The sequence below is a fragment of the Couchioplanes caeruleus genome (assembly GCF_023499255.1).
Classification (GTDB): Bacteria; Actinomycetota; Actinomycetes; order Mycobacteriales; family Micromonosporaceae; genus Actinoplanes; species Actinoplanes caeruleus_A.
Map to the genome: position 1 here is coordinate 1,174,760 of NZ_CP092183.1, position 23,783 is coordinate 1,198,542.

General features: G+C 68.5%; 23 protein-coding genes and 2 pseudogenes. 15 read left to right on the forward strand and 10 right to left on the reverse strand.

Annotated features, from left to right (window positions below; all coding sequences use genetic code 11):
• Window positions 1-212: 212 nt before the first annotated feature.
• The 4 genes from COUCH_RS05650 (at window position 213) to COUCH_RS05660 (ending at window position 4,081) form a co-directional block, all read left to right on the forward strand.
• Window positions 213-848 carry a polysaccharide deacetylase family protein gene (locus tag COUCH_RS05650; RefSeq protein WP_249611036.1) on the forward strand — a complete coding sequence of 212 codons (636 nt, stop codon included), beginning with the start codon at window positions 213-215 and terminating at the stop codon, window positions 846-848.
• Window positions 845-1,630 carry a hypothetical protein gene (locus COUCH_RS05655; protein ID WP_249611037.1) on the forward strand — a complete coding sequence of 262 codons (786 nt, stop codon included), beginning with the start codon at window positions 845-847 and terminating at the stop codon, window positions 1,628-1,630. Before COUCH_RS05650 ends, COUCH_RS05655 begins: the two co-directional genes overlap by 4 nt.
• Entirely contained in the window at window positions 1,608-3,488 is a 1,881-nt protein-coding gene (locus COUCH_RS39115; protein WP_430640890.1) for a polysaccharide deacetylase family protein, read from the forward strand. Before COUCH_RS05655 ends, COUCH_RS39115 begins: the two co-directional genes overlap by 23 nt.
• A 131-nt stretch (window positions 3,489-3,619) precedes the next feature.
• Window positions 3,620-4,081 carry a hypothetical protein gene (locus COUCH_RS05660; protein WP_249611038.1) on the forward strand — a complete coding sequence of 154 codons (462 nt, stop codon included), beginning with the start codon at window positions 3,620-3,622 and terminating at the stop codon, window positions 4,079-4,081.
• 68 nt (window positions 4,082-4,149) lie between these two features.
• Here COUCH_RS05660 and COUCH_RS05665 read toward each other — a convergent pair.
• The 5 genes and pseudogenes from COUCH_RS05665 to COUCH_RS05685 form a co-directional block, all read right to left on the reverse strand.
• Window positions 4,150-4,494 (reverse strand): annotated as a pseudogene (locus COUCH_RS05665) (transposase); the annotation flags it as partial.
• A gap of 2 nt (window positions 4,495-4,496) precedes the next feature.
• Window positions 4,497-5,275 (reverse strand): annotated as a pseudogene (locus tag COUCH_RS05670) (IS256 family transposase); the annotation flags it as partial.
• A 93-nt stretch (window positions 5,276-5,368) separates the two neighbouring features.
• Window positions 5,369-5,815, reverse strand: a complete 447-nt coding sequence (locus tag COUCH_RS05675; RefSeq protein WP_249611039.1) for a hypothetical protein — start codon at window positions 5,813-5,815, stop codon at window positions 5,369-5,371.
• A 67-nt stretch (window positions 5,816-5,882) separates the two neighbouring features.
• A complete protein-coding gene (locus tag COUCH_RS05680) occupies window positions 5,883-6,386 on the reverse strand; it encodes a hypothetical protein (RefSeq protein ID WP_249611040.1) in 504 nt (167 codons plus the stop codon).
• Between the two features lie 3 nt (window positions 6,387-6,389).
• Window positions 6,390-7,010, reverse strand: a complete 621-nt coding sequence (locus tag COUCH_RS05685; RefSeq protein ID WP_249611041.1) for a hypothetical protein — start codon at window positions 7,008-7,010, stop codon at window positions 6,390-6,392.
• Between the two features lie 46 nt (window positions 7,011-7,056).
• Here COUCH_RS05685 and COUCH_RS05690 point away from each other — a divergent pair, with 46 nt between their 5' ends.
• From COUCH_RS05690 to COUCH_RS05705, 4 genes are all read left to right on the forward strand, one after another.
• Window positions 7,057-7,542 (forward strand): RidA family protein, encoded by a 486-nt coding sequence (locus tag COUCH_RS05690; RefSeq protein WP_249611042.1) that lies wholly within the window; start codon window positions 7,057-7,059, stop codon window positions 7,540-7,542.
• A 166-nt stretch (window positions 7,543-7,708) separates the two neighbouring features.
• A complete protein-coding gene (locus COUCH_RS05695) occupies window positions 7,709-8,266 on the forward strand; it encodes a hypothetical protein (protein WP_249611043.1) in 558 nt (185 codons plus the stop codon).
• Between the two features lie 129 nt (window positions 8,267-8,395).
• Window positions 8,396-9,013: a flavodoxin family protein gene (locus COUCH_RS05700; RefSeq protein ID WP_249611044.1), complete on the forward strand. Its 618-nt coding sequence runs from the start codon at window positions 8,396-8,398 to the stop codon at window positions 9,011-9,013.
• Window positions 9,010-9,375 carry a DUF3253 domain-containing protein gene (locus COUCH_RS05705; RefSeq protein ID WP_249611045.1) on the forward strand — a complete coding sequence of 122 codons (366 nt, stop codon included), beginning with the start codon at window positions 9,010-9,012 and terminating at the stop codon, window positions 9,373-9,375. Before COUCH_RS05700 ends, COUCH_RS05705 begins: the two co-directional genes overlap by 4 nt.
• On the opposite strand, the gene COUCH_RS05710 is transcribed toward COUCH_RS05705, so the two are convergent.
• Both COUCH_RS05710 and COUCH_RS05715 read right to left on the reverse strand, forming a co-directional pair.
• Window positions 9,356-11,440, reverse strand: a complete 2,085-nt coding sequence (locus tag COUCH_RS05710) for a bifunctional polysaccharide deacetylase/glycosyltransferase family 2 protein (protein WP_249611046.1) — start codon at window positions 11,438-11,440, stop codon at window positions 9,356-9,358. The genes COUCH_RS05705 and COUCH_RS05710 overlap by 20 nt on opposite strands.
• Window positions 11,437-11,973: a hypothetical protein gene (locus tag COUCH_RS05715; RefSeq protein WP_249611047.1), complete on the reverse strand. Its 537-nt coding sequence runs from the start codon at window positions 11,971-11,973 to the stop codon at window positions 11,437-11,439. Before COUCH_RS05715 ends, COUCH_RS05710 begins: the two co-directional genes overlap by 4 nt.
• 131 nt (window positions 11,974-12,104) lie before the next feature.
• Here COUCH_RS05715 and COUCH_RS05720 point away from each other — a divergent pair, with 131 nt between their 5' ends.
• Window positions 12,105-13,385, forward strand: a complete 1,281-nt coding sequence (locus COUCH_RS05720; protein ID WP_249611048.1) for a methyl-accepting chemotaxis protein — start codon at window positions 12,105-12,107, stop codon at window positions 13,383-13,385.
• A gap of 16 nt (window positions 13,386-13,401) precedes the next feature.
• On the opposite strand, the gene COUCH_RS05725 is transcribed toward COUCH_RS05720, so the two are convergent.
• Window positions 13,402-14,145: an EAL domain-containing protein gene (locus COUCH_RS05725; RefSeq protein WP_249611049.1), complete on the reverse strand. Its 744-nt coding sequence runs from the start codon at window positions 14,143-14,145 to the stop codon at window positions 13,402-13,404.
• A gap of 127 nt (window positions 14,146-14,272) precedes the next feature.
• On the opposite strand from COUCH_RS05725, the gene COUCH_RS05730 reads away from it, so the two are divergent.
• The 3 genes from COUCH_RS05730 to ftsX are packed head-to-tail and all read left to right on the forward strand — an operon-like array spanning window position 14,273 to window position 16,427.
• The gene (locus COUCH_RS05730; protein WP_249611050.1) at window positions 14,273-15,175 is read left to right on the forward strand and encodes a hypothetical protein; all 903 of its coding nucleotides are present in this window, start codon (window positions 14,273-14,275) and stop codon (window positions 15,173-15,175) included.
• Window positions 15,172-15,564 (forward strand): GntR family transcriptional regulator, encoded by a 393-nt coding sequence (locus COUCH_RS05735; RefSeq protein WP_249611051.1) that lies wholly within the window; start codon window positions 15,172-15,174, stop codon window positions 15,562-15,564. The genes COUCH_RS05730 and COUCH_RS05735 overlap by 4 nt, the downstream gene beginning before the upstream one ends.
• A complete protein-coding gene (gene ftsX / locus COUCH_RS05740; RefSeq protein WP_249611052.1) occupies window positions 15,564-16,427 on the forward strand; it encodes a permease-like cell division protein FtsX in 864 nt (287 codons plus the stop codon). The genes COUCH_RS05735 and ftsX overlap by 1 nt, the downstream gene beginning before the upstream one ends.
• Window positions 16,428-16,508: 81 nt before the next feature.
• Here ftsX and COUCH_RS05745 read toward each other — a convergent pair whose 3' ends face one another.
• Together COUCH_RS05745 and COUCH_RS05750 are read right to left on the reverse strand one after the other, a co-directional pair.
• Entirely contained in the window at window positions 16,509-16,691 is a 183-nt protein-coding gene (locus COUCH_RS05745; RefSeq protein ID WP_249611053.1) for a hypothetical protein, read from the reverse strand.
• A 166-nt stretch (window positions 16,692-16,857) separates the two neighbouring features.
• Entirely contained in the window at window positions 16,858-20,109 is a 3,252-nt protein-coding gene (locus COUCH_RS05750; RefSeq protein ID WP_249611054.1) for an RHS repeat-associated core domain-containing protein, read from the reverse strand.
• Between the two features lie 369 nt (window positions 20,110-20,478).
• Here COUCH_RS05750 and COUCH_RS05755 point away from each other — a divergent pair, with 369 nt between their 5' ends.
• From COUCH_RS05755 to COUCH_RS05765, 3 genes are all read left to right on the forward strand, one after another.
• Window positions 20,479-21,894, forward strand: coding sequence for a glycoside hydrolase family 5 protein (locus COUCH_RS05755; protein ID WP_249611055.1), 1,416 nt, complete (start codon window positions 20,479-20,481; stop codon window positions 21,892-21,894).
• Window positions 21,895-21,906: 12 nt separating this feature from the next.
• Window positions 21,907-23,133, forward strand: a complete 1,227-nt coding sequence (locus COUCH_RS05760; RefSeq protein WP_249611056.1) for an ROK family protein — start codon at window positions 21,907-21,909, stop codon at window positions 23,131-23,133.
• A 70-nt stretch (window positions 23,134-23,203) separates the two neighbouring features.
• Window positions 23,204-23,698, forward strand: a complete 495-nt coding sequence (locus COUCH_RS05765) for a DinB family protein (RefSeq protein WP_249611057.1) — start codon at window positions 23,204-23,206, stop codon at window positions 23,696-23,698.
• The last annotated feature ends 85 nt before the right edge of the window (window positions 23,699-23,783 follow it).

Genomic DNA, 23,783 nt, shown 5'->3' on the forward strand with positions numbered 1-23,783 from the left:
CATTCGACGAGGCCCGACGGTATACGAATGCGACTGGGGACGGCGATTCGTTCATCGTTCTTGGCTATCATGACCTAGTATCGGGCGGCCTAGATTCGTCAGCGACATCCACGCGGAGGGTGTCTGTAAGCGCCGCCACCTTCGTTGAGCATCTCAGGATGCTCCGGTTGGCGGGTTACACCTCGGTATCTGCAGAACAGGCGATGTCCCACATGACCGACGGAACGGCTTTGCCGAGCCGCGCGGTGTTGATCGTATTTGATGGCGCCCGTCCGCGAGATTGGACCTATGCCGATCCCATCCTGAAGGCATATGGTTTTAAGGCGGTTCTCTGCATCGAGCCCGACACAATCCGCAAGAAGCGCGGCGTAACTCTCTCATGGTTGGCGTTGCGAACCATGGTGAAGAGCGGGCGGTGGTCTATCGGCATTTCCGGTAGCCAGGACGATGTATTGTCCGGCCCTGATGGTGAAGTGGGAAATGCTTTGGTCACAGCTCAGTGGCTGCCGGCGGGGCGATACGAAAGTGATCGAGAGTTTGAGTCGCGTATTCGGGAGGGCCTTGAGGCGGATCGCAGGAAGGTCGTCGATGAGGGCCTTCCCGATCCGAGGATCTTCTCCTATCCTTTCCAGGCGGGTTACCCACTCGGGCCTCTGACGTCGCGACTCGCAGTCGCCAATCGAGCTGTTAGCTCTGTCTTCCTCGGGAGCATACTGACCGTGTCGCCCGATGAGGCGGTGGACGACTCATGGACTTCCAGGCGCATCCTTCCTCGGCTTGAGGTATATGAAAGTACGTCGGCCGAGATATTGTTCGCTAGGCTGCGAGACGCGGCTGGCATTCGATGATCCGTTCCCGTGCATCGAGCGCTCTAGCGACGTTCGGACTGATGCTTGCCTTGTGCGTCGCGCCTGAGGCGCGCGGACCGTTGGTTATGCCGCTTCCCGATACGGCTCGCATGGCCTTGATCTCTAACGAGGTGGCCTTCCGGGACCAGGCAGCGGCCGAAGGCGATAGCTCGGCGGGCTGGCACGTGTCGAGTGGCTCACTCTTCGGTGGCGGCGCCTTTCTTTGGTCAGGGAAGCCCGATGGGAATCGTCCGAATTTTGACTCGTCGCTGTCTACTGGCTCGGCCGTCCTCAGAGCCACTACGGCGCAAGCGACCTTCCAGGACGTGACGGTCAGTTTCGACCTGCACGTCAATCAGTTCGTGCAGACGCCCCGGACTGGATTTAGGTCGTTCGACGGAGTGCACCTGCTGCTGCGTTACCGATCTGAAATGGAGACGTACGCCGTCTCTGTGTTTCGCCGGGACGGCAAGGTCGCCTTAAAGAAGAAGGTTCCGGGTGGTGTCAGTAATGGTGGAACATACTTCACGCTGGCTGAAGGGCAAATGCCGTCCATTGTAACGGGAAAGAACCAGTGGCGGCAAATGCAGGCGACCATCTCTGGGCACCGTAGCGTTCGCCTGTCATTACGTATCGATGGCCATAGCGTACTTACAGCGTTGGATCGCGGTGCTGGTGGCATTGCTCCGATTTCATATGGTGCGGTGGGTATACGCGGCGACAACTGCGACTTCTACTTGTTCGGGCTCGACATTCGCGATGAATCGCAGAACTTTTCGTAGGGAGGCTGTTTTGCTTAGGGGGTGGACGGTGGGTAAGAGGGTGCCGCGGCGTGGCGGGTATCAGGTCGTTCTGACGGTGGGCGTTGTTGCAGGCGTCATTGCGTTGGCTGCTGTCTTGCCTGCCGCGGCTCAGGAGCAGCAGACTCCGTCTGCGCCGGAGTCGGTAGGCTTATATGACTCTGCGACAGCTCCATCGATACCGCCAAGTCCAGTACAAGGTAGGTCGGTCGGCCAGCAGCGAACGGTTCCGGCAGCTTTGGGTGCGCCGAGCGATGACCGGTCCCCTGACCAGGCTTCGACGCCGACAATCACGCTTGGTTTCGACGATGGAACGGCGGACCACTTAGAAGCAGGAACGATGCTCGCCGCTCGTGGACTAAAGGGCGTGTTTTATGTTAATAGTGGACGGCTGGGTGGCGAGAAGTATCTGTCGGTGGGTCAGGTCCAGCAGTTGCAGTCAATGGGGCATGAGGTAGGTGGACATACCGCGTTTCACCTACACTTGTCCCAGCAGGACTACGTTGAACAAAGACGCCAGATTTGCTTCGACCGAGTACAGCTCTCGGGTCTCGGTTTGAAAGTATCTTCATTCGCCTATCCTTTCAGCGACTTCACTGAGGACAGTAGGCGGGCCGTCGAGTCATGCGGCTATAGCAATGCGCGCACTACTTCCGGCGTCGGATGCTCCAGTTGTGCGGAGGGAGAGACGTCCCCTCCGGTCGACAGATTCGCTACGCGAGCGATGTCCGGCTTCGGTAGAAGTACAACGGCCGACGACCTTATTAAGGCGGTGAAGCGAGTCGAGGGTAAGTCGACTTGGCTTCAGCTCGTGTTTCATCAGGTTTGCGTTAACGCTAAATGTGAGTTGAATGCGGTGCGGGAATCGGAGTTTGCGTCTTTCCTCGACTGGTTGGCGGCAGAGCAGAAGAGAAGTGCTGTGCGCAGCACCACCGCGCGATCGGCTCTTGGTGATCCTGTTAAGCCGCTTGTTGCATCACCCCCGTCTACCGCTCCCGTGGCGCGACTTCAGAACTCGTCCTTCGAGAGGTCGGGTCCTAGTCCAATGAGCGCTCCGCATTGCTTTGAATATGGTGGTGAAGTCGAAGGCAGTAAAGTCGCTTGGGCCCAGTCACTTGCCGCCCATTCAGGTAGGCTATCCCTTAGCGCAACGATTTCCAGTCTTCCTCGGCCTGTACGCGTGATGTCGACACAGGACCTCGGAAGTTGCGCACCCCCGGTGCGTGCTGGCCGGCAATACACTGTCGGCGTTTGGTACCGCTCCACAGAGCCTGTCAAGCTTGCCGCGTATGTGCGGCAGCCGCGCGGGGGATATACGAGCTTCGGCGGTAGCAAGCTCTTTGCGAAGTCTGACGTTTGGCGCTATGCCAGTTGGACTACCAGGGAGGTTCCTCGCAGCCGCAACACCGCCCTGAGTGTCGCCGTCATTTTCTCCGCCAAGGGTTCTTACGCGATTGACGACCTTCGCCTGTCGGAATCCCCTGCCATTCCGATGTCGCCTACACATATCGGCCGGGGATCCTCGTCGAAACAGCGCGGAAATCGAGAGGAGCCCAAGCCGCTGTCGTCGTCTGCAAGAGTAACCTCTAAGAAAACAGCCAAGCCGGCATCGCAGGCGGACCCCTTCACTCCTCCTGAGAGTGGACCGCTAATTCCCGTTGCCGCGAAGACGGCGCTGAAGAATACGCTGCAAGGTCGGCCCAGCTGGCTAGGAGTTGCCCAGGTAGGTCTTGCAGTCGCTGGGGGATTTGCGCTCGTGGCTGTATTTGACCGCCGACTTCGCCAGTTGCACCGACGCACCCGATTTTCTACTAGGTCGAAAAAGCCGGATCAAGGCTAATCGGGCCGTACGCACGAGCCGCGCGCGTAAATAACTTGGCGTTGACCTGTGCCGCTAATGTCCAAGCGGACTTTCGGGTATCCCGGAGATCCTGGTTGCCCGACTGTCCGTTGCCGTCGCAGTCATTACTGATGTATGCCGTGGTGACGGCGATCGCGTTGACCTCGATGCAGGTGCTTAGGACTTTACCCGAACGTTATAACGAGGTGGATGTTGTGCCTTGTCCTGGGCGGTGTGCCACGGCATATGGAGCCGCGTCCTTCCGGCGGATTGTCGATGCACTGGCATCAGAAGGTGAGACGCTTGCCTTGGCTAGAGTTCTTGTTGTCGGAGTTGCTGACAAGGCCGGGGATACCCACGTCCAAGAATCATCGGCTGTTGAGGTAATCAACGGTATGCGTGATGCTGGCGCATCGGTTTCCTTCATCGACGACTTAGTCGGGTCGATCACCGTTCGTGGCGGGCGCATGGCATCTGTGCACGCTGGCGATCCATCGGAATGGGACGCAGTGCTCGTGCATACTCTGCATCCGGGAGTCGATCACGCGTGGCTTTCAGCCGCGCGGAGAGTTCTGTTCGCTGCCGAGTGCTGAAGGCGTGGGCGTGCCTACGGCAGGTATCGCGAGCGGCGACGCCGACTAAGGCGTGTCTCATAAGCCGGTCAGAGCCACTCGTTGATGATGGTGATGGTCAGGACGGCTTGGAAGCGAACGGCCAGCTTGTCGTAACGGGTGGCAATACCGCGGTGGCGTTTGAGGCGGGCGATGCTGTTCTCGACGGCGTGCCGTAGCCGGTAGAGCTGCGGGTCGAACGTGGGCGGGCGCCCACCGCGGGAGCCCTTGGCCTTGCGGTGAGCGTCCTGGTCGCTCTTGCTGGGAATGCAGGCTTTGATCCCACGCGAGCGTAGATATCCGCGGTTGCCGCGGCTGGTGTAAGCCTTGTCGGCCAGCACCAGCACCGGACGTGAGCGGGCCCGGCCGACACCGAGCCGGCTGACCCGGATACGGTCAGGCCGTCGCAGACGGCCATCAGCACGTCCTCGAAACCACGATTCTTGAGCTCCGTGCACACGCTGAACCAGAACTTCGCACCCTCGCCGCCGTCGCCGGCCCACAGTCCGAGGATGTCGCGGGGCCCTCGACGGTCACCGCGAGGGCGACGTAGATCGGCCGGTTGGCGACCTTCCCGTCGCGGATCTTGACGTTGATCGCGTCCAGGAACACCACCGGGTAGACCCGGTCCAGCGGCCGGTTCTGCCACTCGGCCATACCGTCCATCACCTTGTCAGTGATCGTCGAGATCGTCTGACGGGACACCTCGGCGCCATACACCTCAGCCATATGGGCGCTGATCTCCCCGGTCGTCAGCCCCTTCGCGGACAGCGACAGGACCATGTCCTCAACGCCGGTCAGCCGGCGCTGCCGCTTACGGACGATCTGAGGCTCGAAGCTGCCGTCGCGATCGCGCGGCACGGTGATCTCGACCGGGCCGACGTCAGTCAGCACGGTCTTCGCCCGTGACCCGTTGCGGGAGTTCCCGCCGTCTTTACCGGCCGGATCGTGTTTCTCGTAGCCGAGGTGGTCGGTGATCTCACCGTCCAACGCGGCCTCGATCACCCGCTTGGTCAGCTGCTGCAACAGGCCACCTTCACCGGTCAGCTGCAGGCCCGCTGCGCGGGCCTGCTCGACCAGCCGGCCGACCAGCTCGGCATCCACCCCTTCAGGCGTGCTCGCCGACGTCTTCTTCGCCACCGCGGAAGTATCCACGGCATCCGACATGACAGTCATCAGGTGCGTCTCCTTGATCAGGAGTTACACCGTTCTTCTTACAGTCCCGGGCGTTCGGTGCGTGGACGCCGGTTCGCGGCGGGGGGAGAGTTCCTAGTTTTGTTCGGGAACCTTCGCCCGGGCGACGCGGTCCGGTCCCAGCTGGTACGTGCTCAGGTCCAGCAGCTCAGCCGGCAAATGATGTCGCCCGGTGTCCGACAGGTCCTCCCAGCTCCCAGGTCCGGCCAGTCCGTTCAGCCAGAGCCGATGAGCCTGCTCCAACGCCTCGGCATCCCCCGGCGTGAACTCCTCGGCCGGAGCGACCACCTCCCTGGAAGAAGGCTGCCGCTGAGCCGGAGCTCCCCGCGAAGCGGCACCCCCGGCGGAAGCGGAAGCCCCACCGGAAGAGGGCGCCCCCCGGTGGGCGCGCCAGTACAGGACCGCTACCAAGACGGTCAGTGCGCCGAAGGTGGACCACAGGATCGTGAGGATGGTTGTCAGCGAAAGCTCCACGGCTTCGACGGTAATCAAAGCGATCGGAACCGACACCCGCTCGCTCACCGCTTCGAGTTAGTCACCTCGGGTGATGTTGTTGGATGAACGTCCGGGGGTGCGGCGGCGGTGCAGGTCAGGGTCGGTACAGCTCGGCGATCTTTGTGAGCTTGCCGTCGCGGATGGTCACGTGTACGGGTGACCTCGAGTCCGCCAGGTCGCTCATGTACCCGCGGCTGACCGAACATTTCGCCCCCTCGGTCATGTCGCCGATGCACTCCGGTTCGCCGGTGCCCACGCCCAGCAGCTTCACGTCCTTCGCCAGCGGGAACGTGACCTTCGTCTTGCTGCCGTCGATGACGTACTCCTGGGCGCACCGCCGGTCGATGGGGTCGAGCTGCAGCGCCTTGCAGTAGTCGATGCCGGGCAGGAAGAGGGCCGGTTCGATGATGGCCGCCCGGTTCTGCGGTTCGAAGGACAGCAGGAGGGCGACGGCGTCGCCGTCCTTGGTCACGTCCGGGAACGGGTCCTTGGTCTCGGTGACGCTGGGGGAGGGCGCGGTCGGCGCCGGTGGTTCGTCCGTGCCGCAGGCGGCGACCGGAAGGGCGAGCAGGGCCAACAGGAAGAGCAGGCGGCGCATGGTCTACATCCTCAGGATGCGGCCGTCGGGGAGCCGGTTGCCGGAGGCGTCGTACGCGGCCAGCTGGGCCCAGCGGTCGTCGTCGTGCACGTCGGCCGGGTCGAACCAGAAGACGGTGATGGTGGGGTCGTGGCTCCAGCGGGCGAGGTGGGCCTGGATGGGGCGGCCCGCCTCCTGGACGGAGATGGTGGCCGGGGTGCCGGCGTAGTAGCCGTACGCGGGCTGCACGGAGCCGTCGCTGAGTTCCTTCTGGCCGTTCATCGGGTGGAAGCCCGGGGCCGACGGCGAGCCCACCCATTCTGTCAGCGAGTCGTCGGCGGTGACCTTGTTCTTCGGTTCGCGGAAGCCGATCGCGAAGCCGAAATCCTTGGGTGACCGCGGGCCCGCGCCGGTGATGCCGAAGATGACGTACTCGTCGCCGTGCGGGTCGTGCAGGCCGGTGTGGATCAGCTCGCCGACCGGGCCCTTGATGCCGTTGGGGCTGTCGATCGTCAGCTTGGGGCCGGGTGATGCCGGCGCGGTCGACGGCAGGGGGAGCGGAGCGTGGGCCACCGGGTGGGTATCGGCGCAGCCGGCGGCCAGTATCAGCACCGCCGCCGCCATGGCCAAGCTTCCCATCCGCACGCGTCGATCATGCCAGCCGCGGGCACGCCGGCCCTAAGGTACGCAGATGCGTATCGAACAGCGGCTCGCCGAGCTGGGCCTCGAGCTGCCCGAGCCGATGAAGCTGCCGCCGGGCGTCAGTCTGCCGTTCCCGTGGGTCCGGGTGTACGGCGACCGGGCGTACGTCTCCGGGCACGGGCCGCTGGAGGCCGACGGCAGCCTCGCTCAGCCGCTCGGCAAGGTGGGCGCGGAGGTGAGCGAGGAGCAGGCGTACGCGGCCGCCGGGAAGACGGCGCTGGCGGTGCTCGCCTCGCTGCGGCGGGAGCTCGATGACCTCGACCGGGTGGTGGCGTGGGTGCGCGTGTTCGGCATGGTGGGGACGGCGCCGGGCTTTACGCGTACGCCCGCGGTCGTGAACGGGTTTTCCGATCTGATCCTGCGGTTGTGGGGTGACGGGGCCGGGCGGCACGCCCGGTCGGCCGTGGGGCAGGCGGCCCTGCCGTTCGACATTCCGGTGGAGGTCGAGGCCGAGGTGGTGATCTCGGCGGCCTGAGCCGACAACTTCCCGACAAGCGCCGCCGATCATCGACGGCGTGATCGGTGACGGAACGCGGCGGGCGGGTCCCGGTGTGGCGCTCGGGCCGGCCCCCGTAAGTAACCCGACCGGGTTGCGCGTCCTGAGGTCGTATCCAGGGGAGATCACTTAGCGTCAGTGCGTCATGCTCCGCCGTTATGTGCTGCCCGAGATCGTCGGCACCGTCCTCGCCGTCGCCGCCGCGTCGGCGCTGCACCGCACCTCGCCGTACGCGGCGGCCTGGGCGGGCAGCATCGCCGAGGGGATCGGGTACTACGGGACGCTGCTGTGGCGCGACACCCGCGGGCATCGCGGCGCGGGCCGGCTGCGGGCCCTGGCCGGGCAGGTGCCGGGCACGCTGGTGGAGTTCGGTACGGCCGAAGCGCTCGACACCCTTCTCGTCCGCCCGGCCCTCATGTACGCCGGTCCGGTGCTCGTCGGTGACGCGACGCTGGGCGTGGTGGCCGGCAAGCTCGCCGCGGACCTGGTCTTCTACCTGCTCGTGTTCGGCGGCCGGCTGGCGCGGCTGCGGCTCGAGGCCGGGTCAGAAGCCGAGGCCGTTCAGGATCCGCAGGACCGTGTCGCCCGCCCCGCCGCCCGGCCGTTGATCGGCGTGGCCGTCGCCCTCGGCGATGAGCAGGATCACGTCGTCGACCCGGGCGACGACATCGGCCCGGCCGGCCCGGTCCGCCGCCTCGCGTAGCTGCGCGGCGATCTTCAGCAATCCTGTGACCTGCGGATCCTGCGCGTCCATGCCGTCACGATAGGCCCGGATCGCAACGGGCGACCGGCGCTCGCGTTTGGCCGGGCGGCCGCCGGGCACGACCGGAAGATGACCGACTCACCGACGCTCAAGGCCCTCGTGCTGGGATGTTCCCTGAAGACCACGTCCGACGAGTCGAGCAGCGAACTGCTCGGCCGGCAGGTGCTCGACGCGCTCGCCGACCACGACGTCGAGGGCGAGGTGCTGCGCGTCGCCGACCTCGGGGTCAAGTTCGGCGTGAGCACCGACGAGGGCGACGGCGACGGGTGGCCCGCCGTACGCGACAAGGTCCTCGCCGCCCACATCCTCGTCCTCGCCACGCCGATCTGGATGGGCCAGCCGTCGAGCATCGCGAAGATGGTCCTCGAACGCCTCGACGCCGAGCTGTCCGAGACCGACGACCTGGGCCGCCCGTCGATGTACGGCAAGGTCGCCGTGGTGGCGGTCGTCGGCAACGAGGACGGCGCCCACCACGTCTGCGCCGAGGTGTTCCAGGCGCTCAACGACGTCGGCTTCACCATCCCGGCGGCCGGTGGGACGTACTGGGTGGGCGAGGCGATGGGCAAGGTCGACTACAAGGACGCCGGACCGAAGCCGGACACCACGGGAGCGGCCGCGAAGACGCTGGCCGCGAACGCCGCGCACCTGGCCCGGCTGCTGGCGGTCACGCCGTACCCGGCTTCGTGACCGCGGACTCCCTGATCCGGGAGCTCAGGAGCGAGCTGGCGGAGGCCGGGGTGCGGGCCGAGGACGCCCTGCTGGCGCTCGGGCACGGAGGCGACCGGCGGGTGCGGCTCGCCGCGGCGATGCGGGCGCTGCTGCGGCATCGGCGGCCCGACGCGACCATCTGCCCGTCCGACGCCGCCCGGGCCGTCGGCGGCGAGGAATGGCGTGACGTGATGGACGCCGCGCGAGACGTGGCCGCCGAGCTGGCACGCGACGGCGTCATCACCGTCCGTCAGCGCGGCGCCGAGGTCGACATCGCCGCCGCCGTGGGGCCCGTACGCCTCGGTTGTGGGCCGGCCTGGATCACCGGGACCCGCTGCTGACCAGCGCGAGGTCCGCCTGGCCGGTGCGGTGCATGCGGTGCCAGCGCTGGCGGTCGCCGAGCAGGGCCGCCACGGTCGCGTGCACCACCACCAGGTACATCAGCTGGCGGTACACGATCTGCTGCAGCGGGAGACTCCACAACGGTCCGTAACGTTCGCCGTCGAGGCGTAGCGCGTACGCCGCCGTCAGGAGCTGCAGCAGCTGGAAGCCCGCCCAGGTGGCGAGGAGCTGCGGCCAGGGCAGGAAGATCATCCCGTACGCGGCGGCCACGTCGACCGCCGGCGCGGTGAGCGGCAGCAGGACCTGGAACAGCAGCAGGTACGTCAGCCCGCGCCGGCCGAGGCGGCCACCGGCACCGCGCTCCACCAGGCAGCGGCGGTGCTTCCACATCGCCTGCATCGTGCCGTAGCACCAGCGGTACCGCTGGCGCCACAGCTGCGCGAGTGTGCCCGGCACCTCGGTCCAGGCGACGGCGTCCGGCTCGTACACGACCCGCCAGCCGGCCCGGATCACCGCCATGGTCAGGTCGGTGTCCTCGGCCAGCGTCGCGTCCGGTACGCCGCCCACGTCGGCGAGGGTCTCCCGGCGGAACGCGCCGATCGCCCCGGGCACCGTGGGCATGCAGCGGACCAGGTCGAACATGCGGCGGTCGAGGTTGAAGCCGATCACGTACTCGAGGTGCTGCCAGCGGCCCAGCACGCCGCTGCGGTTGGCGACCTTCGTATTGCCGGACACCGCGCCGACCGAGAGGTCCGCGAACGGCTGCACCAGCCGCCGGATCGCGTCGGGGGCGAAGACCGTGTCGCCATCGACGAGCACGAGCAGATCCCCGCTCGCCGCGCGGATGCCGGTGTTGAGAGCGGCGGGCTTGCCGGCGTTGGCCTGCCGGATGACGCGTACGCCGGGCAGGTCCAGCCGTTCCACGATGCCGGCGGTGTCGTCACCGGACCCGTCGTCCACCACGATGATCTCGACCGGCTGGTACGTGCTCGCCCGCAGCGACCGTACGGTGTTCGCGATGTTCGCCGACTCGTTGTACGCGGGCACGACCACGGTGACCGTGCCGAAGTGGGCGTCGCGGTGCCGGCGGGTGCGCGTACGCCGGATGTGCCGCCGCGAGTAGTACACCTGCAGCAGCAGCCGGGCGACGCCGAGCGCCACCGCCACGATCAGCAGCACCCCCATCGCCGCGGCCGCCACCCCGCCGAGCCACTGCAGCCCGGCGATCGCGTGGCCCCGCAGCGTCAGGGCGAGCGGCGTACCCGTGAAACGCGGCAGGTCCAGGGCGGTGGAGACCGTCTCGAAGCGGTAGCCGGGCAGGCCGGCGAGGAGGCGGTCGACGGCGGCGACGGTCTGCGTACGGTCACCGCCGCCGTCGTGCAGCATCACCACCGCGCCGCGGCCCGCTGCCGGGGTGCCGGCCCGGACGATCGCCGCGGCGCCGGGCCGCCGCCAGTCCGCGGTGTCGAGGTCCGTGAGCACGGTCAGATAACCGTCCGCGGCCGCCCGGTCCAGCGCCGACCCCTGCGGCACGGTCACCGCGTCCGGCGTCGACGAGTACGGCGGCCGCAGCAGCCGCGTGCGCACCCCGGTCGTCGAGGCGATCACCGACTGGGTCGCCGCTATCTCCGCCCGCTGCCGCCACGCCGGCAGGCCGGCCAGGTCCGCATGGGTGTACGTGTGCACGCCCAGCTCGTGCCCCTCGGCCACGATCCGGCGGGTCAACTCCGGGTAGCGGGCCACGTTCGCGCCCAGCACGAAGAACGTCGCGCGGGCGTGGTGGCGGCGCAGCACGTCGAGGATCCGCGGGGTCCAGCGCGGGTCCGGCCCGTCGTCGAAGGTCAGGGCCAGCGTGCGCGGCGGCATCCGCAGGCCGCGGGTCGCCCGGTCGGCCGTCAGGCCCTGCACGGGACCGCCGGCGCGCATCGCGGGGGCGGCCGGGCCGGGCGTACGCACCCCCTCGGCGCCGATGTGGTTGACGTAGCCGTTGGCGCACAGGCTCACGAACAGCACGGTGAGCACGGCGCCGAGCAGGACCCAGTGCGTCCGCGGCGTACGGGTCACCGGGCCCGTCCGGGGGCGCTCGGGCACGGCGCCGGGGGCGAAGCCGGCTTGGCCCGGCGCTGCGCGGCCCGCGCCTGACCCCGGTTGCAGGCGGGCCGGCCGTGCGTGGCCTCGGGTGACGCCGACGGCGTGGCGGCGGGAGCGGGGGATGACGCAGCCGGCGCGGCGGTCGTGACGGCGGTCGTGACGGGGGTGGCGACGGCGGTCGTGACGATCACCCGGGCGCTCGTCGGCACGGGCGTTGCCGGCGCGTGCTCCTCCGGGTGCACGACCACCGTCGTACGGGTGATCATCGGGACCCGGACCGGGACCGACGTCGGAGGCGGCGTGCCGGCGGGCTTGCGGGCCGGCGGGGCGTCCGGCAGCGACAGCAGCGGCAGCGACCCGTCGCCGGCGAACCCGATCAGGGCGGCCAGCGCCGCGCCGGTGACCGCGAGCAGCCCGGCGCGGCCGGCCAGCACCAGGCGCCGGCGGCGGCGCCCGGACGGGTCGACGAACACGGGCGGCTCGCCGCCCGGACCATCCTGAGTCACCGAGACCTCCGGGAAATAGGGGCAATCCGCCCATTCAACGAGGTTCCGGGGGTACGGGCAGCGGCCGGGCACGTGGCGGCGTCTTGGGCGCTTTCCCGATACCGGGCGCCTGATTAGCCCAAAATGTGAGGGTGACGTCTCTGGCTCAGCGGTTGCCGCGCGGGGCTCGCCTGTCCACCGAGTCGTGGACATCCCGGCACCGGATCAACACCCTGCTCCTGTACGCGCACATCCCGGTGTTCGTGCTGCTGGGCCTGCTCGGACCGCGCCCGGCGTGGGAGGTACTGGTGCTGCCGCTCGGCATCGCCGCCATCGCCGGCCTGTCCGCCGCCGTACGGTCCACCAAGGCGAAGGCGTCGCTGACCAGCATCGGGCTGATCGCGTGCACGTTCGTGGCGATCGAGCTGTCCGGCGGCTCCATGTCCTGGCACATCCACCTGTACGCGATCCTCGTGTTCGTCGCGCTGTACCAGCAGTGGGAGCCGCTGCTGTGGGCCGTGGTGATCGTGGTCCTGCACCACGGCACGCTCGGCCTGGTCGCACCGGAACGCGTCTTCGGCATGCCGCACATGAGCACGGCCGAAGGGCTCGGGCAGGTCGCCGTGCACGCCGGCCTGGCCGCCGTCGAGGTGACCGGCATCGTCATCCTGTGGCACTTCGCCGAGCAGGCCGAGCGGGACAACGAACGGCTCGCGGAGGAGGCGCAGCACCAGCGGCGGCTCACCGAGGAGGCCGAGCAGCAGGCCCGGCAGCAGGCCGCCGACGACCTGCAGGCCCGATCCGCCGAGGCCGCCGACCGGGCCCGGCGCATCACCGGCGACGTCGCCGCAATCGGTGGGGAGGCCCGCGCGGCGATCGACGCGGTCGCGGAGGTCGACCGGCAACTGGCCGCACTGTCCGCGTCGGTGCAGGACATCGCGTCCCGCTCCGGTCGGGCGGCGACGACCGCGGCCACCGGCAAGGACGCGGCCGCGTCGGCCGCCGACAAGGTCAAGGCCCTGGAACGGTCGGTGTCCGAGATCGCCGAGGTCAACGCGTTGATCGCCTCGCTGGCCGAGCAGACCAACCTGCTCGCGCTCAACGCCACCATCGAGGCCGCCCGGGCGGGCGAGGCCGGCAAGGGCTTCGCGGTCGTGGCGACCGAGGTCAAGGACCTGGCGAGCGAGACCGCCGCCAGCGTCGAGAAGGTCAACAACGTAATCACCGCCATCGTCGCCGAGACCGGCGAGGTGGCGCGCACGTTCGCCTCGACGGCCGGCGCGGTCGGGGAGATCACCGAGCTGCAGACCGACATCGCCGCGTCCGTGGAGGAACAGGCGGCGGTGCTGGGCCAGGTCACCGCCCAGCTGTCGACGGCCACGACCGCGGCGGGTCAGGTGCTGACCGGCCTCGACCGGCTCGCCACCGAGTAACGGCGGATCCGCGCCCTCAGAGCAGCGGCTCGATGTGGTGGCTGGGCAGCGCCCCCGGCTTCGCGATGTAGTAGCCCTGCCCGTGCCGTACGCCCAGCGACCGCAACTGCTCGTGCTCGGCGTACGTCTCGATGCCCTCGGCGATCAGCAGCGCGCCGACGCTGTCGGCGAAGGTCACCAGCGCGCGCGTCAGCGCGATCCGCACCGGGTCCGTGTCGATGTCCCGGGTCAGGCCGATGTCCAGCTTGATGATGTCCGGACGCAGCTGCAGGATGTGGCTCAGGCTGGCGAAGCCGGCCCCGGCGTCGTCGACGGCGATGAGAATGCCCGCCGCGCGCAGGACATCCAGCACCTCACCGAGAGCGCTGTAGTCGCGAACCGGAACGTGCTCGGTGACCTCGACCGCGAGCCCCCGGTGCGCGTGCGCCAGCAGCATCTCGACGGTCGCCGGCGCGAGCAGCGCCTCGACCGACGCGTTCAGGCTCAGCCACGCGCCGGCCGGCAGGTCGTTGAGACGCAGCAGCGCCCGCCGGATCGCCAGCTGCTCCAGCTCCACGCCGAGCCCGGCCGTCGCCGCCGCGGCGAACGCCTCCGCCGGGTTCGCGAAGTGGTCACGCTCGAAGCGCGCCAGCGCCTCATAGCCGCAGACCATGCCGTCGTCGAGCTGCACGATCGGCTGGAAGGCCGTCCCGACGGCCTCCGTCCGGAGAACCTCGTGCAGGGCCCCGAGCTGCGGGGTGGTCACGTGCGCCATGGTCATGCCGTCCTCGTTCGGCGGGCAACCTCAACGCAGGCTCCAGCCGGGATCAGGAGAACGACAAGGGTTGTATTGACACAAGGTCGCGAGTCTGTTCTTGTATCAATCACTTGGTACAAGAGGAGGGCTCGTGTTCGTCATCCTGGCCGCCGTATCGGCCGCCCTGCTGATGCTGGCGGCCGTCGCGCTCCTCATCGTCCGCGTGGTCGGGACCGCGTATCGCGGTCCTGGAGCCTTGCCCGACGGCGGACCATCACCCGGGCAGCGTGGCCCCGGTGAGGTGACCGCCGTGCGGTGGCGATGGGCGGGCATCGTCGCCGGGGTGGCAGGGGCGGCACTGATGGCGACGACCGGCACGCTCGGCCGGGGCCTGCTCCTGGCGGCCCCGGTCTTCGGCTCCGGCGTCCTGATGGGCGCCCTCATCGGCGAACTGGCACGTCCGGCTCCCGGCGGTCCCGTACGGTCGGCCGGGCTCAGAATCCGCCGTACGGTCGACTACGTTCCCCGCGGGCTGGGCGCCGTGGTCGTCCTCGCGACGGTGATCCTGGTCGTCCTCACCTGCGTCACCACGGCGGTGGCCGAACCTGACGACATGGGTCGTGCGGGTCGCGCTCTGACCTGCGGCGACTCGGAACCGGTGTTCAGCTCTTTCACTCCCTGGCCCGGGCGTTACTACACGGTGCCCGGAATGGCCCTCGTCGCGCTGGGACTGATCGCGGCGGCCGTCGCGATGCGCCGCGTCGTCCGGCGGCCGCAGTCCGCCGCGGAGGCGGCCGGCGACGACGCCCAGCGGCGCCGGTCCGCCGAAGTGGTGGTCGCGGCCGCGGGGATCTCGGTGCTCGCCCCGTTGACCGGCTTCGCCCTGACCGCCGGCCTGGCGCTGGCCACGCTCGCGCATCAATGCGGCCCCGCCGGCTGGGCGACCACCGGGCACGCGCTGACCGGTGTCGCGGTCGGTGCCTTCGCCGCCACGGCGTGGTGCGGAGCCTGCCTGGTGGTGCCGGGCCGCGGACACGGTCGGCAGCTCGGATGAGTGACCTGCCCACCCTCACGGTGTCGGCATCGGACCCGACGCCGCCCTACGAACAGGTGCGCCGCCAGGTGGCCGCCCTCATCGAGAGCGGCGCGCTGACGGAAGGCACCCGGTTGCCGCCGGTACGCCAGCTCGCCGGCGACCTGAGTCTCGCGGTGGGCACGGTCGCCCGCGCCTATCGGGAACTCGAAACCGCCGGCCTGCTCGTGACCCGTCGCGGTGGCGGCACGCGCGTCGCCGATTTCCTGCCCCGTGCTGCGGACGACACCGCTCTTCGGCGTGCCGCAGAGGAGTACGTGACGCGCGCCCGGCTCGCCGATGCCGGCGACGACGCCATCGTGGCCGCCGTCCATGCGGCTCTCGGCCAACCGTACGGAGCATCCAGCTGATGCGTTTGAGATACGTCCTGAACGAGGCCTTGCTGGGCCTGTGGCGCAACGCGACCATGACCATCGCCATGATCATCACGATGGCGGTGTCGCTGACCATGCTCGGTGCCAGCGTCCTGCTGTACTGGCAGGTGGAACAGGCGAAGGACTACTACTACGGCAGGATCGAGGTCTCGATCTTTCTCCGGGACGACATCACGGACGCACAGCGTGCCGCTCTCGGCGCAGCCATCGACCGCAGCCCGCTCGTGGCGGACAAGCGGTACGAGGACAAGCAGGATGCCTACGCAAGGTTCAAAGAGGCCTGGCGCGAATCGCCGGACCTGGTGCGTACGGTCGGGCCGGGCGCCTTGCCGGCCTCCTTCCGGGTCAAACTGAAGGACCCGAGCCGCTACGCGGTCTTTGTGAGCCAACTCCACGATCAACGAGGCATCGAGACCGTCGTCGACCAGCGCCGGCTGTTGGAAAGGGTGTTCCGGATCTTCACCGCCACCCAGCGGACCGCCCTGGTGATCGCTTCCCTCATGGCCGTCGCCGCGGTGCTGCTCGTGGGCAACACGATCCAGGTGGCGGCATACAGCAAGCGGCGAGAGGTCGCGGTGATGAAACTGGTCGGCGCGTCGAACTGGTTCGTGCAGGCGCCATTCGTCGTCGAAGCGATGGCGGCGGGGCTGGTCGGCGCCGTGGCCGGATTCGTCCTGCTACTCGCCGGTGAACTGCTCGTGCCGCCGGAATGGACGCAGGCGTTGCCGCCCGTACCGGACGACCGGGTGTGGATGATGCTGCCCTTGCTGGCCGCCGTCGGCGCCGGGGTGAGCGGATGCACCGCATGGCTCACCCTCAGGTTTCAGGTCCGCGTCTGAAGGCCGAGCGCCGCAGGCGCAGATACCCGAGCACCTGTCCCCACCGCCGTGCACGCCGGCGCCGGCGCATAGACACCGACCTCACGTACGAGGGGTCTTGGCGAAGATGAGGACACCGAGGATGACGAAGAGGACCCCTCCCGCGGCGCCTATCGCGGCACCGTACCGGGCGCCACCGATCGCCAGACCGAAACCGATGGCGAAGAGCAGAAAAGAGCCGATCCACGGGATGAGCAACGAGCGCCTCGGCTTGCGAATCTTCATGACCCCTCCGGTGGGATTCTGGCTGCCGTCGATATGGCGGCCAAGGGGACGACATCGTCCCCTCCTGTCGTTGTGGGCAAACCTGGGAGGAGGCCGGTGACCTTTCCTGTCGGGTAGCCACCGGCCTACATCCTCTGTCAGGTCATGGACAATAAGAGGTGGTCGGTCAGCTGCAGGCGTCGAGCGCGAGGACGTCGGCCCCCACCGAGGCGAATCCGGCTCCGGCGATCACCAGCGACCCTCCTCCGGTCGCCGGTGCGGTGAGGACGGCACCGCCGAACCCGAGGAAGGCACCTGCCGCGACGAGAACGTTGCCCGCACACCCGAGATCCTGGCCGGTCGGGTCGGTCAGATCGGTCGGGTCAGAGGCGGCATAGGCGTATCGGTTCCCCTTACGGGGATTGCCGACGAAGTCCAGGACGTCCTGCTGGGTGAAGCGCCCCTGATTGGGGTTGTACCACCGCTGGCCGTACTTGGTGAGGCGGGTGGCAGGGTCGTACGTGCCGCCCGCGTAGCGGATGATGTTGGTCTGGCCGAGCCCGTTCTCCTGGCTCGCGCCTTGGACGAGGCCGTACGGGTCGTACTGGTAGGAGGCGGCCACGGCGTTGTTGCTACCCACGACGGCGACCACCGAACCGAGGCCGTCGAGGACGTACGCGTAATCCGTGGTGCCGATGCGCAGGCCCAGCGGCGTGCCGAGGCCGTCGCGTTCAACGTGGACAGTCGCGTTGGCGCCGTTGGTCCAGGACTGCAGCCACGGCATGCCGTACTGGTCCTCCATGCCGTAGTCGAGCTTGAGGGCGCCGACCTTGGTGGCTTCGACCTGGTCGGTGCCGGCGTACGTGTAGTCGGCCGCGCCGCCGGGGCCGTACGCGTACGTCATCTGGTTGGCGGCGTTGTAGTTCAACGGGTTGACGCCCGGGGCGCTGACCTTCGTCTGGTTGCCGCGGTTGTCGTAGGTGTTCTCGGCGCCGGTGATCTGGTTGGCGGAGTTGAAGTCCAGGCTCTGGGTGGTGCTGCCGTCGGCCTTGACGGTTTTGCGGTTGCCGTTCTTGTCGTAGCTGTACTCGTAGGTCCTGCCGTTCCAATTGGTGGCCTTGGTGAGGCGGTTGCTCTTGTCGTGGCTGAACTCGCTCACCGCGCCGCTGATCTCGTTCTTCTGCCACTGCCGCAGGCCCGTGTCGTCGGCCTTCTCGGTGGAGCACGGTTTACCGGAGACGTAATTCGCGTAGCAGTACGTGGTGTCGAAGACCTTGGCCGGGCTCGCCGAGTTGCGGGTGGCCGTGATGCGCTTCGGCCGGTCCGACTTGTCGTACGTGGTCTGGGTGTGCAGCGCCCACGTGCTGTTCTCGTTGTTCGTGGCGAACCACTCGTCGGTGCGGTTGCCGTTCTTGTCATAACCGAAGTTGTAACGGGTGCCGCCGGCCGTATCGAGGCGGACCAGCCAGTTGCGGGTGTTGTAGTAGTACCGGTTGGTGCCGCGGCCGTCGGTCAGGTATTCCAGGTTGCCGGCCGGGTCGGGACGGAACGTCTGCACGGGCGTGCCCGGTGCGGTGCGGACGCGGAGCCGGTTCAGCTGGTCGTAGTCGTACGTCGTGGTGCCGGTGGCGTCCGTACGCGTGATCAGGTTGCCGGTCAGGCCGTAGTCGAAGCTCACCGGCGCGGTGGCCGGGCAGCCCGAGCCGGAGTAGGACACGTTCATGAGCCGGTCCTCGGCGCTGTAGTCGTACGTGGTGGTGCAGGCGCCGTTGGTCACGGTCCGGAGCCGGCCGAACGGGTCGTAGGTGAACGTCTTGACCGCCAGGTCGTTGCCCGTCGGCGGCGTGACCTTCTTGAGCTGCTTGGTGTCGTCGTACTCGTAGGTCGTGCTGTTGTCGTCGTTGCCCGGGTCGGTGGCCTTCTTGATCGTGCCGTCGTCGTTGTAGTCAACCTTCGCCTCCGCCGCCAGCGCGTCCTTCGTCGAGGTCTGGTTGCCCGCGCCGTTGTACGTGTAGCTGGAACCGTTGCCCTGCGTGTCGATCGACGAGGACGGCTGGAAATTGGCCGTCGGGTTCGTCTCGGTCGCCGGGTTCGCGTACGCGGCGGAGGCGCTGGCGCCGGTCGGCGACGCGGACTGGGTCAGCGACTCCTTCGCGTTGGCTCCGTAGGTGTTGGTGATCGTCCCGCCCTCGGGCGACTGCGACGTCTCGACGTCGCCGAAGGGGGTGTACTTGTCGTTGCGCTCGTTTCCGGCCGGGTCCACGGCCTTGGTGACGCGTTCCTCGTCATCCAGCGTGTAGCTGGTGTGCGGCACGTCGGCGACCGGCTTCGACAGGTCCTGGCGGGGGTCCGCGACGTCGGTCTGCGTGGCGGACGGGTACGCCAGCCGGGTCACCGAGCCCTGGCCGGTGGCGTTGTCGGTGACCTGGTTGACCGAGGTGACGCGGTGCCGCCCGTCGTACGTGATGATCACGTACGTGTCCGGCTTGGTGGTGATCTTCGTGAGGTCACCGGCGCCGTCGTAGTCGAACATGACCTTGCGGGGTGTCGCGCTCTGGATGGTCTGCAGCCGGCCCAGGCTGTCGTAGTAGTACGAGGCCTCGCGGGAGCTGCCGTCCGCGCCGGTCTGCCGATACTTGCTGATCTTCGCGTCGGTGTACGAGACCGCGACGGTCTTACCGGATCCGACGCCCTTGTCCGAGGTGACACTCGACCACTGCGAACCGGTGTACGCGTAGTCGGTGACGTTGTCGTTGCGGTCCTCGGTCTTGTCCAGCACCCCGTCCGCGGTGAAGAACAACTCCTTGCCGCTGTCGTGCTCGGTCAGCTTCCACCCCGAGCCGTTGTGCTTGAGCGTCGCCTTGACCTGCCCCGGTGATGAGTAGCCGGAGCCGGAGACGGTGAACTTGCCGACCACACCGTCGGCCGCCGCATAGGTGACCGACTTGTCGCTGGACGCCTCGTAGAGCCGCACGTCGGTGCCACTGCGGGAACGCCAGCCCGGCCCGAGCGATCCCCGTGGCAGCTCGCTACCGAGCAGGAGGCTGTTGAAGGACGCGCCGAGCGTGACGTTGCCCGAGATCCCGGGCATCGTCATCTCCGTGCTGGTGAGCAGCAGGTTTCCCGAGCCGACGTTGACCTTCATCTGCAGCCGGTCGGTGAGCGAGAACGACAGCTGCGTCGCGTTCCGCAGCGGGCCCGTGCCCTTGGGCACCGACGGCGGATCGGCCACCCCTGCTGCCGACGTTGCCGTACGGGGGCTGCGGCTTCGGGGGCTGGTGTAGAGCCACACCTTGTCGCTCGACTGCGGCGACACCACCGGCTCGATCTGTGCGGCCACCGGTTCCGCGGCCGCGGCGGCTCCGGGCGGGGCCGCCATCAGCGCCGACGAGGCCACCATGGACATCGCCACCGCGCCGGCAGTACGAATGCGTTTCATTCAAACTCCCAACCGACATTCCGGCGGAGGAGATCCCCGCCGATTTCTTCGATCCGTAAAAGGGCAGGCTGAATTGCGTCGCGGCGTTGGCAGGTCAGGAAAGACCGCTCCGCGGCGACGGAGGGCGCAGGAAAAATCAGCGCGAGTGAGGGAGAATTGAGCGCGCCGCTTCAGCGGCGAATGTGCTCGAGAAGAAATCGTGTCATGCGCGACGTTACCTCCGTAACACCGCACGCCCCGTTGACGAAAGTCAATCTAAACCCTCCACTGTGCAGGGTCAACGGCCGCGCCGGGGACGGTGGCGGCCGCCGGTCCCGAATGCCATACTGCGGCCACTAATTTTGAGACGGAACGAAAGTGGGTTCGTCGATGGGTTTCGTGCGGGTGCGGGGGACGGAGATCGTCGACGGAGCGGGGCGTCCCCTCCTGCTGCGGGGCGTCGGGCTCGGGAACTGGCTGCTGCCCGAGGGCTACATGTGGAAGTTCGGCGACGGCCTCGCCTCGCCCCGGCAGATCGAGGCCCGCGTCGAGCGCCTCGTCGGCCCCGAGGCGGCCACGGACTTCTGGAAACGGTTCCGCGACGTGTTCATCGCGGAGGAGGACATCGCCCGGATCGCCGCGCTCGGGTTCGACCACGTACGGCTGCCGATCAACTCGCGCGTGGTGCTCACCGACGACGGCGAGTTCCGCGAGGACGGCTTCGCGCTGATCGACCGGGCCGTCGACTGGTGTGAGCGGCACGGGCTGTGGATCCTGCTCGACCTGCACGGCGCGCCGGGCGGGCAGACCGGGACCAACATCGACGACTCGCCCAACGGCAAGCCTGAGCTGTTCATGGACGAGCGCTACCGGAAGCAGACGGTCGACCTGTGGCGTGAGATCGCCCGGCGTTACCGCGACCGCACCGCGGTGCTCGGGTACGACCTGCTCAACGAGCCGTTGCCCGAGCAGTGGCAGCACGTCTACCCGCGCGAGCTCCTGGCGCTGTACCGCGAGCTCACCGCCGCGATCCGCGCGGTGGACCCGGACCACCTGATCATGTACGAGGGCCCGCAGTGGTCCACCGACGTCTCGATCTTCACCGAGGTCCTCGACCCGAACTCGGTCCTGCAGTTCCACCGCTACTGGTGCGCGCCGGAGCGGGCCTCGATCAGCGACTACCTGGAGGCGCGCGACCGGCTGAGCATCCCGGTCTACATGGGCGAGGGCGGCGAGAACACCGCGGAGTGGATCTACACCGCCACCCGCCTGTACGAGCAGCACGGCATCGGCTGGAACCTCTGGCCGTGGAAGAAGCTCGACACGCTGACCTCCCCGGTGTCCGCCCCCACCCCGGACGGCTGGTCCCGGATCGCCGACCCCGCCGACGACGTGGACGCGCGTACGGCCCAGGGCATCCTCGACGCGATGCTCGAGAACGTGGCCCTGAGCCGGTGCGTGCAGCGCGACGACGTGCTCAACGCCCTCTTCGCCCGCGCGCCGCTGCACCTGCCCGCCTGGGGGTACGCCGAACCCGGCCCGGCCGCCCCCAGCCGCTTCGCCGGGCACGACGCCGCCACGCTCGACGCGATCTGGCATCACACCGCGGGTGAGCCGTACGCGGAACCGCTCGGAATCGCGGCGGTCGCCGGGCAGGAATTCCGTTTCCCATTGGCCGAACGTCCCCGCGCCTGGACGATCCATGCGTCCGACCCGGCCGCGTTCGACGCCGGATGGTCCGGCGGCGCCCTCGTCGTACGCGCGAAGGCGGACGGCGTCCTGCACGGCGTGCAGCTCGCTGACTAGGGTCGGAGGCCTATGAGCGTGAGTTTCAGCTCGGGGCGGCAGCGCCTCGTCGTACCCGAGGCGTCCACGGTGACGTCGCTGCGGCACCGCAACCGGTCGCTGGTGCTGCGGCACATCATCCTGGCCCGGGAGACCACCCGCGCGAAACTCGGCCAGGCGTGCGACCTCTCGCCGGCCTCCGTCACCAAGATCGTCGGCGAGATGATCGCCGATGGGCTCGTCCAGGAGAACGGCTCGGTGTCCTCCCGCGGCGGGCGGCCCATCGCGCTGATCGGCCCGCGCCCGGAAGCGGCGTACTCCATCGGCGCCGACATCGGCGAGCGCGGCGTCGCGGTCGAGCTCTTCGACCTGACCATGAACCGCGTCGACCGGGAGTTCCGCGGCGGCCGCGAGGAGGAGTCCGCCGAGACCATCGCGCACGACCTCAGCGACGCCCTCGACGCGCTGCGCGACCGCAACCCCGAGGCGTGGACCCGGCTGCTCGGCGTCGGCCTCGGGCTGCCGGGCCTGGTCGAGACCGACGCCGCCGGCGAACAGATCCTGTACGCGCAGACGCTCGGCTGGCCGCCCGTACCCGTCGACCGGCTGATCTCCACCACCCTGCCGGTCTTCGCCGACAACGGCGCCAAGACACAGGCCAAGGCCGAACTCTGGTTCGGCGCGGCCCAGGAGGTCGACCACTGCCTGGTCGCCCTCCTCGGCCGCGGCGTCGGCCTCGGCATGATCAGCGACGGCCGGATGACCCACGGGTACGCCGGCAGCGCCGCCGAATGGGGCCACACGAAGATCCAGCGCGGCGGCCGCCGGTGCCGCTGCGGCGGGCACGGGTGCGTCGAGGCGTACGCCGGCTCCGACGCCATCCTGACCGCCTGGCAGCGCGAGGGCGGCACCTTCGACGGCACCGGCTGGCGTGCCATCGGCGCCTTCCTCGAAGCGGCGGAGACGGACGCGGTGGCGGCCCGCCTGCGCGACGAGGTCATCGACGTCATCGGGATCGGCCTGGCCAACATGGTCAACCTGGTCAACCCGCAGCGCATCATCGTCGGCGGCTGGGTGGGGCTGCGGCTGATGGAACGCCTGGGGGAGCGGCTGGAAGCGGCGATCCGGGCGCACAGCCTGGTGCGGCCGGGGGCGCAGTTCGACCTGCGGCCGTCGACGTTCGGGGGAGACGCGGTGGCGCTGGGAGCGGCCATCATGCCGGTCGAAGCCATGATCGCCGCCGACACCGCGACCGGATGACGGGCCTGCGATTTGCCGGTTCGGCAAAGTTTTCCGGCGAGGTCGCGGGGCCTCGGGTCATGCTCGGCGCATGCCTTCGACCCGTAGCCGGAAGCGTGACACCGGACCCACCTGGACCGCCCCCGACGAGAAGGCCACGCTCGTCGGGTTCCTCGGCTACCTGCGCAACGCCGTCGTCGACAAGGTGTCCGGCGTGCCCGAGCCCCAGGTCCGCACCGCCGGGGTGCCTTCCGGGACCCACCTCCTCGGGCTCGTCAAGCACCTGACCGCCGTCGAGCGGTTCTACTTCCTCGAGGAGCCGATGACCGACATGCGGCGGACGTTCCGCCCCACCCGCCTGGAGACGGTCGACGGCCTGGTGGCCGCGTACCGGGCGGCCGCCGCCGAGGCGAACGAGGTCATCGAGACCTGGACCGACCTCACGCTTCCCGCGCCGCGGCCGCCGGGTCGTGGTTCGGCGCCGTCGCGGCGGTGGGTGCTCGTGCACATGATCGAGGAGACCGGGCGTCACGCCGGGCACGCCGACATCCTCCGCGAGCAGATCGACGGGTCCACCGGCCGCTGACGAGCCGCGGCGATGGCTTGATGTAAAGAGTATTTACAGAGATCGATGGGCGTGGTGTGATGGCGAGCACCACAAGCCGGTTTCT

Bases quoted from the DNA above. Each gene is read 5' to 3' on its own strand.
- COUCH_RS05650 (WP_249611036.1), top strand. From the start codon at position 213: ATGACCGACGGAACGGCTTTGCCGAGCCGCGCGGTGTTGATCGTATTT.
- COUCH_RS05655 (WP_249611037.1), top strand. From the start codon at position 845: ATGATCCGTTCCCGTGCATCGAGCGCTCTAGCGACGTTCGGACTGATG.
- COUCH_RS39115 (WP_430640890.1), top strand. From the start codon at position 1,608: ATGAATCGCAGAACTTTTCGTAGGGAGGCTGTTTTGCTTAGGGGGTGG.
- COUCH_RS05660 (WP_249611038.1), top strand. From the start codon at position 3,620: ATGTATGCCGTGGTGACGGCGATCGCGTTGACCTCGATGCAGGTGCTT.
- COUCH_RS05680 (WP_249611040.1), bottom strand. From the start codon at position 6,386: ATGCGCCGCCTGCTCTTCCTGTTGGCCCTGCTCGCCCTTCCGGTCGCC.
- COUCH_RS05690 (WP_249611042.1), top strand. From the start codon at position 7,057: ATGCGTATCGAACAGCGGCTCGCCGAGCTGGGCCTCGAGCTGCCCGAG.
- COUCH_RS05695 (WP_249611043.1), top strand. From the start codon at position 7,709: ATGCTCCGCCGTTATGTGCTGCCCGAGATCGTCGGCACCGTCCTCGCC.
- COUCH_RS05700 (WP_249611044.1), top strand. From the start codon at position 8,396: ATGACCGACTCACCGACGCTCAAGGCCCTCGTGCTGGGATGTTCCCTG.
- COUCH_RS05725 (WP_249611049.1), bottom strand. From the start codon at position 14,145: ATGACCATGGCGCACGTGACCACCCCGCAGCTCGGGGCCCTGCACGAG.
- COUCH_RS05735 (WP_249611051.1), top strand. From the start codon at position 15,172: ATGAGTGACCTGCCCACCCTCACGGTGTCGGCATCGGACCCGACGCCG.
- ftsX (WP_249611052.1), top strand. From the start codon at position 15,564: ATGCGTTTGAGATACGTCCTGAACGAGGCCTTGCTGGGCCTGTGGCGC.
- COUCH_RS05745 (WP_249611053.1), bottom strand. From the start codon at position 16,691: ATGAAGATTCGCAAGCCGAGGCGCTCGTTGCTCATCCCGTGGATCGGC.
- COUCH_RS05750 (WP_249611054.1), bottom strand. From the start codon at position 20,109: ATGAAACGCATTCGTACTGCCGGCGCGGTGGCGATGTCCATGGTGGCC.
- COUCH_RS05755 (WP_249611055.1), top strand. From the start codon at position 20,479: ATGGGTTTCGTGCGGGTGCGGGGGACGGAGATCGTCGACGGAGCGGGG.
- COUCH_RS05760 (WP_249611056.1), top strand. From the start codon at position 21,907: ATGAGCGTGAGTTTCAGCTCGGGGCGGCAGCGCCTCGTCGTACCCGAG.
- COUCH_RS05765 (WP_249611057.1), top strand. From the start codon at position 23,204: ATGCCTTCGACCCGTAGCCGGAAGCGTGACACCGGACCCACCTGGACC.